The 11,680-nt window shown below is 39.6% G+C and carries 13 protein-coding genes and 2 pseudogenes; 8 read left to right on the top strand and 7 right to left on the bottom strand.

All coding sequences use genetic code 11. The features are described 5' to 3' along the window. Positions 1-6: 6 nt before the first annotated feature. From IPK31_08010 to IPK31_08000, 3 genes are all read right to left on the bottom strand, one after another. Positions 7-564: a LemA family protein gene (locus IPK31_08010; GenBank protein MBK8087881.1), complete on the bottom strand. Its 558-nt coding sequence runs from the start codon at positions 562-564 to the stop codon at positions 7-9. Between the two features lie 140 nt (positions 565-704). Beyond that, a complete protein-coding gene (locus IPK31_08005) occupies positions 705-1,325 on the bottom strand; it encodes a hypothetical protein (GenBank protein MBK8087880.1) in 621 nt (206 codons plus the stop codon). Between the two features lie 96 nt (positions 1,326-1,421). Next, the gene (locus tag IPK31_08000) at positions 1,422-2,651 is read right to left on the bottom strand and encodes a beta-mannosidase (protein MBK8087879.1); all 1,230 of its coding nucleotides are present in this window, start codon (positions 2,649-2,651) and stop codon (positions 1,422-1,424) included. Between the two features lie 283 nt (positions 2,652-2,934). Here IPK31_08000 and IPK31_07995 point away from each other — a divergent pair. Together IPK31_07995 and IPK31_07990 are read left to right on the top strand one after the other, a co-directional pair. Beyond that, positions 2,935-3,254: pseudogene (locus IPK31_07995) on the top strand (GNAT family N-acetyltransferase). A 97-nt stretch (positions 3,255-3,351) separates the two neighbouring features. Beyond that, the gene (locus IPK31_07990) at positions 3,352-3,642 is read left to right on the top strand and encodes a hypothetical protein (protein ID MBK8087878.1); all 291 of its coding nucleotides are present in this window, start codon (positions 3,352-3,354) and stop codon (positions 3,640-3,642) included. Positions 3,643-3,725: 83 nt separating this feature from the next. Here IPK31_07990 and IPK31_07985 read toward each other — a convergent pair whose 3' ends face one another. From IPK31_07985 to IPK31_07970, 4 genes are read right to left on the bottom strand one after another with little or no spacing between them, the layout of a single operon-like run. Continuing rightward, the gene (locus IPK31_07985; GenBank protein MBK8087877.1) at positions 3,726-4,217 is read right to left on the bottom strand and encodes a hydrogenase maturation protease; all 492 of its coding nucleotides are present in this window, start codon (positions 4,215-4,217) and stop codon (positions 3,726-3,728) included. Beyond that, a complete protein-coding gene (gene cybH, locus IPK31_07980; GenBank protein MBK8087876.1) occupies positions 4,214-4,972 on the bottom strand; it encodes a Ni/Fe-hydrogenase, b-type cytochrome subunit in 759 nt (252 codons plus the stop codon). The genes IPK31_07985 and cybH overlap by 4 nt, the downstream gene beginning before the upstream one ends. Before the next feature lie 16 nt (positions 4,973-4,988). Next, complete coding sequence (locus IPK31_07975; protein MBK8087875.1) at positions 4,989-6,713, bottom strand: nickel-dependent hydrogenase large subunit; 1,725 nt, start codon at positions 6,711-6,713, stop codon at positions 4,989-4,991. A gap of 24 nt (positions 6,714-6,737) precedes the next feature. Next, a complete protein-coding gene (locus tag IPK31_07970) occupies positions 6,738-7,865 on the bottom strand; it encodes a hydrogenase small subunit (protein MBK8087874.1) in 1,128 nt (375 codons plus the stop codon). Between the two features lie 245 nt (positions 7,866-8,110). Between IPK31_07970 and hypA the strand changes: the two genes are divergently transcribed. The 6 genes and pseudogenes from hypA to IPK31_07940 all read left to right on the top strand — a co-directional run bounded on the left by hypA (position 8,111) and on the right by IPK31_07940 (position 11,680). After that, a complete protein-coding gene (hypA, locus tag IPK31_07965; GenBank protein ID MBK8087873.1) occupies positions 8,111-8,452 on the top strand; it encodes a hydrogenase maturation nickel metallochaperone HypA in 342 nt (113 codons plus the stop codon). 34 nt (positions 8,453-8,486) lie between these two features. Further along, positions 8,487-8,979: pseudogene (locus IPK31_07960) on the top strand (hypothetical protein). Positions 8,980-9,030: 51 nt separating this feature from the next. Further along, positions 9,031-10,536: a carbamoyltransferase HypF gene (gene hypF / locus IPK31_07955; protein MBK8087872.1), complete on the top strand. Its 1,506-nt coding sequence runs from the start codon at positions 9,031-9,033 to the stop codon at positions 10,534-10,536. Positions 10,537-10,694: 158 nt separating this feature from the next. Further along, the gene (locus tag IPK31_07950; GenBank protein MBK8087871.1) at positions 10,695-11,192 is read left to right on the top strand and encodes a hypothetical protein; all 498 of its coding nucleotides are present in this window, start codon (positions 10,695-10,697) and stop codon (positions 11,190-11,192) included. Further along, the gene (locus IPK31_07945; GenBank protein ID MBK8087870.1) at positions 11,170-11,346 is read left to right on the top strand and encodes a hypothetical protein; all 177 of its coding nucleotides are present in this window, start codon (positions 11,170-11,172) and stop codon (positions 11,344-11,346) included. Before IPK31_07950 ends, IPK31_07945 begins: the two co-directional genes overlap by 23 nt. 16 nt (positions 11,347-11,362) lie before the next feature. Continuing rightward, on the top strand, positions 11,363-11,680 hold the full coding sequence (locus tag IPK31_07940) for a HypC/HybG/HupF family hydrogenase formation chaperone (protein MBK8087869.1): 318 nt from the start codon (positions 11,363-11,365) through the stop codon (positions 11,678-11,680).

Here is an 11,680-nt window from a genome sequence, read left to right as displayed (position 1 = left end):
TGTTATTTAAAACTTTACTTCCACGTTTTTGGCTTCTTCTTTGTTTTCCAGTTCAAAGAATTCACGTGCTTTAAAAGAAAAAACATTGGCAACCAGTACACCGGGGAACTGCTGAATGGATGTATTGAAATCCCTTACCGTCGCATTATAATAACGGCGTGAATTACCCAAGTCGCCTTCAATATTCTGCAATGCAGTTTGCAGTTCGAGCAACTGTGCATTTGCTTTCAGATCAGGATAACTTTCTGCAATTGCCAGCAATCCTCTTAAAGCTCCACCCAGTTGCTGATTAGCTGCAGCCATGCCTGCCACATCGCCGGGAGCTACTGATACTGCTGCATTGCGTGCCTGCACTACTTTTTCCAGCGTCTGGCTTTCATGTGCTGCATATCCTTTTACTGTATTAACAAGGTTGGGAATAAGATCGAAACGCTTTTTGAGGAAAACGCTGATATCGCTCCAGGCATTATCAATTTTTATTTTTGCTTTTACCATTCCGTTGTACATGCCAACGATCCATAATAAAAGTAAAGCGATTACGCCAAGAATAATCAAGAGTGCCATAGCTTAAGGTTTTAATTGTAAGAAAAGAGCGGGTGAATGTTTTTCGCTGATGCAATTTAAAGCAAAAGTTATATAAACCTCCGGGGTTTTATAAACCTGCCTGCTTATAATCGGAAACTCTGGAAAAACCCCGGAGGTTTTTACTCTTCCTTTAATTTTAGTTCAACTGGTTGTTTATGAAATCGAATAAAGGCTTCCGCTCCACCAAACCAATTAAGCAGTTCGGTCCGCTTCAATAATGTTGGAGCATTACTGATTAATGCGTGATAGGAGGAATGCGGCCAATCTTCAATCCGTTTACAAAAACCGTGATGAACAGCATTGGCATGCACATAATGAACTATTTTGGAATAATACTCCTCCGTAACAATCTCACTTCGTTTCACTGATTCAAGGAATAATCTTCCTTTTCGGCCAAATACTTTATTAAAAGATTTTGAATAAGAATTCTGAAAATTACTGACTTGCTGTAATACAAACGCTGGCATTTCTTCATTTGTCAGTTCTTTATGTTTAACCGGATAGATCGATTTGTATGCAATTATTAACTCATCTTCTGTCTTTACTTTCAAAAAGAGATGATAATGATTGGGTAACAGATTGTAACTGAAAATATCAGTTACGGGAGTAAGGTATTCTTTTACTTTTCTTAAAAAGAAGGAATAGTTTTCATCATTGCGGAAAAGATTTTCATTTCCTACAGCATGATTAAACATGTGATAATAATGATCGGGATGTAACAGTGTTTGATAATCAGGCATTCCGAATATTACAAAAAACCTCCGGGGTTTTATATACCTGCCTGATAAAAAACTCAGAGTCTTCAAAAACCCCGGAGGTTTTAATCACTCCTCTTATTAATTCGGCATCACATACATCTTCGGTATTTCGTTTTGTAACAACGCTTTGGGCTTATTGGTAAAGTCAATAAAGTCGGTAACATTTGTGCCCGATGGTGGCGGCGTATAATAACCGGTTCCTCCGTTGTTCCAGAACATTACAAACGCAACTTCAGTTCCATTATCAGTTAAAGCAGAATATAAGTAATTCGAAAACCATCCTGTTACCGGTGCTGTTGTTGGTGTAACCTGGTAACCGGTTTCTGTCATGGCAGCAATTTTTACTTTTGTTTTCGCTAAATCAGAAACCACTTTCATTTTGGTGTTGGCGAGTGTTGCACCAGCCTGTCCGGCACCATTGCGCAGATCCCCGTAATTATCAATTCCCAGTACATCAACATAAGCATCACCGGGATAACGGCTTAAATATTTTGCCTGTGTGTCGTAACTGTTATCCGGCCCGAATGAATACAATACATTACGCACTCCTTTGGTATCTCTTAAATATTCAACCGTAAATTTAAAGGCTGTTTTAAATTCTTCTTCTGTACAAAAACTTGCTCCCCACCAGAACCAGCTTCCATCAAATTCATGAAAAGGACGGAAGATGACAGGAATTAATTCTCCGCTGGTTCCTTTCAGATTATTAAACACAGAAGCCACTTTATCTAATTTCAGTTTATACCAGTTGTGATTTGCTCCTCCGGGTAAAATACTTTTGAATGCATTTGCTTTCTCAGCAGCTGTCATATCACTTACATAAAATGAATTTTCATTGTAAGGTTCACGCAGGTGCCAGCAAAAAATATTGATCATGCCCAGTCCGTATGCCTTCTTTACATTGTTGATGATGCTTACTTCCTGCTGATAAAACCAGTTGCTTGCCTGGCCATCGTTGCTTTTATCCGTTATAAACATAAAATCTGATCCTAATAAAGCAGGATCGTTTCCTGTTGTCTTTTTTATATCAGACATGCCGCCTGCATTATTATAGAATCCTGAAAATGCATCCTGCTGTCCAACGGCAAAACCTGTCTTCGATAATATTTTTAAATTATAAAACAATGCAATGGTTTCTTTGGTTGCATTTGAATCAACCATATACTTCTTTGCAGTAAGCTTGGTAAATGTATCTGTTGCCGGAGGTATAACAGGTGGCGGTGTTGGCGTTGGAGTGGGGTCTGGTTTTTTTGAACATCCGGTCAATATCAGGATCAAACTGATGATAAAAAACAGTTTCTTTTTCATATGTACTTATTTCGCTTTCGTTTGTAACATGTAAATTAATTCCTTTTATTTCTACATGATACTTTTTAAGCAATTTGAATAGAAAATGATAAAATTGTATCATGAAACCTTCTACTAACAGGCTGTTTCAGCCAATTTTAACTAGTGATACAATTTTAGCATCATTTCACTGTTTTATACAACTCTCCGGAATTTTGTAAAGCGATTTATTGTTACTGCTGAGACTTGAAAACCCCGTGGGCTTTATTCTTTTTGTTATCTTTCTATTTCAGAAACTTCATACATGATCAACCTCATCAGAACCAATTCAGATAACCCTGATTTCACAAAACTTGTTGCACTGCTCGACAGGGATCTTGCCATCCGTGATGGTGATGATCATGCGTTCTATGCACAGTTCAACAAAACCAACCACATCCGTCACGTGATTGTGGCATATGAGAATGATGAAGCAATTGGTTGTGGTGCATTCAAAGATTATGAAACAGCTGTTGTTGAAATCAAACGGATGTTTGTGCAGCCGCAGCACCGTATAACATCATTCCCAACTACGGACAATATGCCGGTATTGACAACAGTGTGTGTATGAAAAAAGAAATTTGATCTGTCTGCCGGGAATTTTAACAGACGGCATTTTGTCCGCATGCAACGTTGGTATTGCTTTTGCAATCTCTTTAGCTGTTAAAAACAACAACGAAAAATGAACAAACAACAAACCTCTCTTCTGTTTTGCCTTTTGATGGATGCACTTGGCTATGCCACTTATGCGGTTCCGTTGCTGGGTGAGTTTGGAGATATCGTTTGGGCTCCCATCTCTGCTTTTGTTTTTTATAAAACATTTGGAGGCGTAAAAGGTGCTTTTGGTTCTGTCTTCAACTTTGTGGAAGAACTGATGCCAGGTCTTGATTTCATTCCCAGCTTTACGCTGATGTGGGCATGGAATTATTTTACTGCCAAGAAAAATAATTCTGCCGTTATTAAAACAGTTTAACTTTCTGCCGGGAAATTATAAAAAACAAAGAAGCGCCCACTACAACTGGGGCGCTTCTTTTATGTTATTACAAGGGTAACGTACTATACTTCCATTACAACCGGCTGCCTTTTGTTGAGTCTTTCAACCAGTTCTCTTATTTGGTTTTTCAGTTGAGGAAGTATTTTTCTGACATCGTCAGTTAATTCTATTCCCTGCTGCTGTATACTTTCTATACTCACAACAAATAAATGTATTTCAGGCATGGTGCCTAATAATTGCAAAGCACTCACCATGTCTTTTAAACCGATATCATGTGTACTCATTGCCTGCGGAAAATCTTTTGCAAATTTTGGTTTAATTAATCGGATGGTGCCGGGAATATTTCCATCGAGTGTTGCATCGGCGAGGATAACAATATCATGCTTTTCAAAATACTCCAGTAAATGAAAGCCACCGGTACCTCCATCAAGCACTGAAACATTTGGCGGTAATTCTTCCTTTGTTAACTGTTCAGCAAGATGTACACCAATGCCTTCATCGCCCATTAAATAATTTCCAATTCCAAGAATAAGTATTGATTTCGGTTCACTCATGCTTTTGGTTTTACTTCTGCTTTTTCAGGATTGGGTGTTTGATGTTTGTCTTCTTCAAATACTTCTTCTTCAATAAATTTCCATCCACCACCCATACTGCTTATTTCGCCACGACCTTCAATATAATCATGATAGAAAACAAGGTATACATGTATAACAACAAAGATGATAAAAAACCACATGGCTGCATGATGCAGCTGACGGGTTAGTATATCTCCACCCAGCATTGCTGGCACCCATGCAAACATTTGCGGAAACCACCAGCTGGCCATTGATGCATATAACCCAAAGCCTGTTAAGCACTGTACCAAAAATGCAATAAAGGTTAGGAAGTAAATAAAACCTGCCAATGCATTATGTCCTACACTTAAATGCTCCTGTTGTTTGCCGTTTTTCCGCAACATTAAAATGTCAATTTTAAAAACAGTCCACATTTCTTTAAAGAACCTTTTTGAAGTGGGTATAAACTGTTTCCAGTTGGCATATTTGTTTCCAACAAAACCCCAGTATAACCTGAAAATAAAATTGAAGAAAAATAAATACGCTGCTGCAAAATGAATATAGCGGAACCAACCCATTGTGTATTTTGAGTTCGCCTCCTGTTTGCTCAACAATGCAAGCGGATCAGCGATATAAAAACCGGTAACAATTAAGGCAAGTAATACCAGTGCATTGATCCAGTGATACACCCTCACCGGCAGTTCCCATACATATACTCTGCGAAGCCTTCTGATATATAATAATTTGTTGGCCATAAAATTGGTTTATAAATTAATCGCCTAATACACTTACCCTGCTGATGGTTTTTCCTTCCTCATCATACAGGTGCACACTGCAGGCCATGCAGGGATCAAAGCTGTGAATGGTTCTGATAATTTCCAGCGGTTGATTTTCTATTGCAACCGGTGTATCAATCAATGCAGCTTCATACGCCGACATTTGTCCCTTGTGATCTCTTGGCGATGCATTCCATGTTGTAGGAACCACTAACTGGTAATTGGCAATTTTTTCATTTTCAATATTGATCCAGTGTGCCAGTGCTCCACGAGGTGCTTCTGAATGTCCTACACCCATTGCTGATTTTGGCCATGTCTTCGGATCAAAATTTGTCATCTCAGCCATACGTGTATCGCCATTCTTAATATTGGTGATTAACTGATCATAAAATTCCTGTACCCATCCTGCAGCAAGTACTGCTTCCAGTCCACGTGCAGCTGTTCTGCCTAAGGTGGAGAACAATGCAGTAATTGGAACATCCAGATCTTTCAGTGTTTTATCAACAACTGCTTTGTATTCTTCTTTTCCTCTTGCATAACCAACCAATACTCTCGCAAGCGGACCAACTTCCATTGCATTGCCTTTCCATCTAGGAGTTTTGAGATAGCTGTATTCTTTTGATGTATCTAAATGTTCAAATGGGGGCTTTGGACCGGTATAATTAATTTTACTTTCACCTTTCCAAGGATGCAATCCTTTATTTTTTCCTTCTTTATAATCGTACCAGGAGTGTGTAATGAATTCCTGTACTTCATCATCTTTTTTCAAATCAACATCATACACTTTACTGATGTCTTTATTTAAGATTGCTCCTGCAGGAAATTTATAACTTGCAGTATCCCTGATGCCATTTGTTGGCAGATCGCCATATACCATATAGTTTCCAAGGCCGCCACCAATTGCTCCCCAGTCTTTATAGAAAGATGCAACAGCCATCAGATCGGGAATATACACCTGCTCAATAAATTCTTTCCCCTGTTGAATGAGTTGCTGTACATAAGCCAATCGTTCTGCATTGATACCACTCACATCATCCAAACCAATAGCGCATGCCATACCGCCCACTAAATAATTCGGGTGTGGATTTTTACCACCAAAGATGGCCTGCACTTTTACAATTTCTTTCTGCCATTCCAATGCTTCGAGATAGTGAGCTAGACCAATGAGGTTTACTTCGGCAGGAAGTTTATAAGCAGGATGCCCCCAATAACCATTGGCAAAAATTCCCAGTTGCCCGCTTTCAACAAACTTTTTAATCCTTGTTTGAATATCACTGAAATAACCGGGTGAACTTTTTGGCCAATGAGAAATACTTTGTGCCAGCTCTGAGGTTTTCTTTGGATCCGCTTTCAATGCATTCACCACATCCACCCAGTCCATTGCATGCAGATGATAGAAGTGAACAACATGATCATGCATATATAATACACAATGCATAATATTACGCACCAGTTCTGCATTCGGCGGAACAGTAATATTCAATGCATCTTCTACCGTACGAACAGAAGTTAAAGAGTGTGTGGATGTACATACGCCGCAAACACGGCCAACAAAAGCCCATGCATCTCTTGGGTCACGGCCTTTCAGTATTTCTTCCAGCAACCGAACCATGGTGCCACTGCTGTATGCATCAGTTATCTTTCCGTTTTCGATATCTACTTCAACACGTAAGTGACCTTCAATTCTTGTAATTGGATCAACAACAATTCTTTTGCTCATATAAATGATTATAAGTTGGAATAATTATGATTTTAATTCATGCTCGCTTTCTTTTCCTTCTTCTTCAAGCTTGTGAATGAGTTTATACTTACTCACATTGGTTGCGATAGCATGACCGACAATGGCAGCAGCAGTTACACCTAATGCTACTTTACCTAATGTGTCAGTATTGGCTTCAATACCAAATCCGGGGAACGAAGAGCCACGATCGTACAATCTTCCGTTATCCCAGAAATTTTCTTCGCTGCAACCAATACAGGGATGACCTGATTGAATCGGGAAACTTGTTCCGTTATTCCATTTCATTACACCGCAGGCATTGTAGGTGGAAGGTCCTTTACAACCAACTTTATATAAGCAATATCCTTTTTTGGAATTTTCGTCATCAAATGTTTCAACAAACAAACCGGCATCATAATACGGGCGACGGTAACATGAATCATGAACACGTTTGCTGTAAAATGCTTTGGGTCTTCCCATTCTGTCTAATTCAGGAATTGTTCCAAAGGTTAAGTAATGAACAATTACTCCTGCCATCACTTCACCAATCGGAGGACAGCCGGGCACTTTAATGATCGGCTTCCCTTTTACCAGTTTATGAATAGGAGTTGCAGATGTTGGATTTGGTTTTGCTGACTGCACACAGCCATTGCTTGCGCAACTGCCCCATGCAATAATTGCAGCAGCACCTTCTGCAGCTTCCTCCAGAATCTGCATAGAAGTTTTTCCGCCAATCATACAATACACACCATCGGCAGCTACTGGAACACTTCCTTCTACACATAAGATATATTGACCTTTGTATTTGGTCATTGTGTTTTTTAATGCTTCTTCTGCCTGGAAGCCGGATGCTGCCATTAAGGTTTCTGTATAATCGAGTGAAATCTTATCCAGTAAAATATCAGCCACCATTGGGTGAGAGGAACGGATAAAACTTTCGCTGCAACAGGTACATTCCTGGAAATGCAACCATACAACAGGAAGACGGGGCTTGGTTTTCAATGCTTCGGTAACCTGCCCCAGACCTGCCTGACTTAAGCCCATATAGGCACTCATCATAGCACAGAATTTTGCAAAATCTCTTCGGGAATACCCTTTTCGCACCACCTCTTCGTAATAGGTGGGCATTTGTTTTTCGGCAATCGTTGGCATAATTAGAGTTTGAAGATGGAAAGATTCTTAAAGATGAAAATCTCATTTTTCTCTTGTAATGACACTCGTTAGCACATGCGGTGACTGTAGTCATTGCCTCTTTTTCAAGGTTCGTCTAAAATTGATCTCGCTTAATCCATCAGCCCAAGTCACCTGGTGTTTTTGTTTCTTGCGATGGCTGTTGTGATTTTCTTCCTTGGAAGAAGCAAGGAAATACATGATGCTAAAAAGCAAAAACAGCAGTAATGCATGAGCTCTCCATTGTGATGAGCATCATTGATATTGCTGAACAGCAGGCTAAAAAAGCAAATGCTGTTTCAGTAGATGAAATTGAACTGGATATTGGCGAACTGAGTGGCATTGAAGAACAGGCTTTTGATTTTGCCTGGCAGCAGGCAGTAAAAGATACGGTACTCAACAATGCAGAAAGGGTAATTAATAAAATACCCGGCGAAGGTTTGTGTATGGAATGTGATGCCGCATTCCCCGTTCATCAGTTGTACGATCCCTGCCCTGTTTGCGGCAAACATTTCATCTCCGTACAAAAAGGAAAAGAATTAAGGGTAAAGTCGCTGGTCGTTACCTGATTGTTATTATACGTATAACTTAAATATTTAAAACATGTGTGCTACCTGCGGTTGTGATTCAAACGGAAATGTTACTATGCATGATGTAAGCGATCATGCACATGATCACGGGCATCCCCATGATCATACTCATCATAAAAAAGTGGTGGATGTGGAACAGGATGTACTGCATCAAAACAACCTGCTGGCACAGCGCAACCGTGGTTACTTTGAAGCAAAGAATATTCTCGCTCTCAACCTTGTCAGCTCCCCCGGTTCTGGTAAAACAACCCTGCTTTGCTTCAGTTACAGAAGGTGATGATAAACCACTGAAGTATCCGGATATGTTTTACAGTTCACATGTTTGCATCATCAACAAAACCGATCTCTTACCTTATGTTCCCTTCAGTGTGGAAGCTTTTAAAGAAAATGCAAAAAAAATAAACCCTTCTCTTGTATTTATTGAAGTGAGTGCTTATAAAGGAGATGGATTAACTGTTTGGTACAACTGGCTGAAACAAAAAGTTGAACAGACAGCCCTGGTCTAATCTGCTTATTGAAAAACAAAGAACAACATTCAGTGTTGAAAATTTATACAAATGCAGTCTTGGCATATTCATATCAGTGGAATGGTACAGGGTTTGGGCTTTCGTCCATATGTGTACCGTCTTGCTGAAGAACTGAAGCTGAAAGGAACTGTATCGAATTCAACAAACGGTGTACATATTACCGCTACGGCGGAAGAACCTCTGCTTAAAGAATTTTATAAAACTCTTATTGATCATCCTCCTGCCAATGCCATCATTACGCATCATGATGCTGGTTTAATTGCTTTGCAGCAGTTCAATGAATTCAGCATCCGTGAAAGTGAAGAACATCAGCATCCTGAATTAATGATCACTCCCGATTTTGGTTTGTGCGAAGAATGCAGAAGCGAATTGTTTGATCAAAAAAACCGTCGCTATCATTACCCCTTTATCACCTGTACTAAATGCGGCCCACGCTATTCCATTATTACTTCCTTGCCATACGACCGGCCCAATACAACAATGGAAGAGTATGAACAATGCTGGCAATGCAGGGAAGAATATCATAATCCTCTACACCGTCGGTATTACAGTCAAACAAATTCCTGTGAAGAGTGCGGCATTCCCATGCACTTATATAACAATGACGGTGAAAATGTGTGCAACGATTATGATTGCATTTTTGTAATGCTGAAAGATGCATTACAAAACGGACATACCATTGCAGTAAAAGGAATTGGTGGTTACCTGCTTATGGCCGATGCTGCCAATTATTTTGCCATCAATACCCTGCGTGAACGGAAACAGCGGCCTTCAAAACCCCTGGCGGTTTTATACCCTTCCATTCAATCGGTTGAAAAAGATGTGTTGGTGAATGAAAAAGAAAAAGAAGCATTGCAAAGTATTGTGGCTCCCATCGTATTATGTCAGCTAAAAGAAAAACCAACTTCTGGTATCTGTGCAGATATAATTGCTCCGGGTCTGCATAAAATTGGAGTAATGCTTCCCTATTCACCATTGCTGGCTTTAATTGCAGAACAGTTTAATAAACCATTGATTGCAACAAGCGGCAATATCAGCGGTTCGCCAATTATTTATAACGATGATGAAGCGCTTGAATATCTTGGAGAGGTTGCAGATTTTGTTTTAACCTACGAACGGGAAATTGTTGTACCGCAGGATGACAGCGTGATGCAGTTTACACCTGTTCATCAGCAAAAAATTATTCTGCGCCGTTCAAGAGGATTGGCACCGAATTTTTATCCTGTTCCATTTTCTGATAACGAGACACAAATCATTGCGATGGGTGCAGAATTGAAAAGCAGTTTTGCTCTCTTTCAAAATAACCGTTGTTATATCAGTCAGTACCTGGGCGACCAGGGAAGTTATGATGCACAGTTAAGCTATAAGCATACACTTAATCATATAAGCAGGTTGCTCCGTTTTGAAGCAGATGCCTGCATTGTTGATAAGCATCGCGGCTACTCCATAACAGAAACGGGAAAAATTATGCAGCTGAAAATGCAATTCCTCTTGTTGAAGTACAGCACCATGAGGCACATTTTGCAGCTGTATTAGCGGAAAATAATTTACTGGAAACTGAAGAAACGGTACTGGGAGTTATTTGGGATGGCACCGGTTATGGTTCGGATGGAAATATCTGGGGCAGTGAGTTTTTCACATACGTTAATAACCGGATGAAGCACTTTGCGCAGCTGAACTATTTCAGTATCTTGATGGGAGATAAAATGGCAAGAGAACCACGTTTATCTGCACTTTCTCTTTTTGATTCGGATAATGACGCAGTTAATCTCCTCAGAGAAAAATTTACATCAGCCGAATGGAGTCATTTCAGAAATCAACTGCATATTAATCTGCAACCTGTTTATACATCAAGTATGGGGCGTTTCCTTGATGGAATTGCTTCTTTGCTTGGAATAGCTGATACCGTACGTTATGAAGGTGAGGCCGCTATGAAACTGGAAGCATTGGCACTTCAATGCAAACATCCGGGAACAGAGACTTATGAATTCTCTCTGTCAGGAAATAAAATTGAGTGGCAAAAAATGACAGGGCAGTTAATGAGTGATTTAAAACAACAGGTGCCAAAAGAAAACATTGCGTATAAGGTTCATCTTTCACTGGCGTACCTGGTTGAACAGATGGCGATGAATGCCAACGTGAAAAAAGATTGCATTCAGTGGCGGTGTAATGCAAAATGCTTTGCTGGTTGATTTGCTCACTGACCGGTTAAAAGAAAACTATGAATTATTTTTTCATCAGCAGTTATCACCTAACGATGAATGTATTTCATTTGGTCAGTTGGCCTTTGTACATTTTTCATCAGTAAAAAATAACAGGAACCTGCTGCAGGCAGTAACGAATTAAATTAAAAACGAAACTTATGTGTTTAGCAATTCCGGGAAAAATTATTTCTATCACTGCTCAGCTCTATGAAACCTTCCGCATGGGAAAAGTTTCATTCGGCGGTATCATGAAAGAAATCAATCTCTGCATGGTACCCGAAGCAGAAGTAAATGATTATGTGCTGGTTCATGTGGGTGTTGCCATCAGTAAAGTAGATGAAGAAGAGGCACACAAAACTTTTGAATACTTAAAACAGATAGGAGAGTTAGAGGAACTGAAGGATAAAGAATTGAACGAAGTTGAAAAACTGCATTCAACAGAAGCTGTTTTAAAACCACTGAAAGCACATCTGTAA

Source organism: Chitinophagaceae bacterium, from assembly GCA_016713085.1.
Lineage (GTDB): Bacteria > Bacteroidota > Bacteroidia > Chitinophagales > Chitinophagaceae > Lacibacter.
Note: the sequence above shows the minus strand (reverse complement) of the source record. Positions and strands in the feature narration are given on the sequence as shown.

Excerpts from the sequence above, each read along its gene's own strand:
- IPK31_07940 (MBK8087869.1), top strand. The coding sequence starts at position 11,363 with ATGTGTTTAGCAATTCCGGGAAAAATTATTTCTATCACTGCTCAGCTC.
- IPK31_08005 (MBK8087880.1), bottom strand. The coding sequence starts at position 1,325 with ATGCCTGATTATCAAACACTGTTACATCCCGATCATTATTATCACATG.
- IPK31_07985 (MBK8087877.1), bottom strand. The coding sequence starts at position 4,217 with ATGAGTGAACCGAAATCAATACTTATTCTTGGAATTGGAAATTATTTA.
- IPK31_07970 (MBK8087874.1), bottom strand. The coding sequence starts at position 7,865 with ATGCCAACGATTGCCGAAAAACAAATGCCCACCTATTACGAAGAGGTG.
- cybH (MBK8087876.1), bottom strand. The coding sequence starts at position 4,972 with ATGGCCAACAAATTATTATATATCAGAAGGCTTCGCAGAGTATATGTA.
- hypA (MBK8087873.1), top strand. The coding sequence starts at position 8,111 with ATGCATGAGCTCTCCATTGTGATGAGCATCATTGATATTGCTGAACAG.
- IPK31_08010 (MBK8087881.1), bottom strand. The coding sequence starts at position 564 with ATGGCACTCTTGATTATTCTTGGCGTAATCGCTTTACTTTTATTATGG.
- IPK31_08000 (MBK8087879.1), bottom strand. The coding sequence starts at position 2,651 with ATGAAAAAGAAACTGTTTTTTATCATCAGTTTGATCCTGATATTGACC.
- IPK31_07990 (MBK8087878.1), top strand. The coding sequence starts at position 3,352 with ATGAACAAACAACAAACCTCTCTTCTGTTTTGCCTTTTGATGGATGCA.
- IPK31_07945 (MBK8087870.1), top strand. The coding sequence starts at position 11,170 with ATGCAAAATGCTTTGCTGGTTGATTTGCTCACTGACCGGTTAAAAGAA.
- IPK31_07975 (MBK8087875.1), bottom strand. The coding sequence starts at position 6,713 with ATGAGCAAAAGAATTGTTGTTGATCCAATTACAAGAATTGAAGGTCAC.
- hypF (MBK8087872.1), top strand. The coding sequence starts at position 9,031 with ATGCAGTCTTGGCATATTCATATCAGTGGAATGGTACAGGGTTTGGGC.
- IPK31_07950 (MBK8087871.1), top strand. The coding sequence starts at position 10,695 with ATGGGAGATAAAATGGCAAGAGAACCACGTTTATCTGCACTTTCTCTT.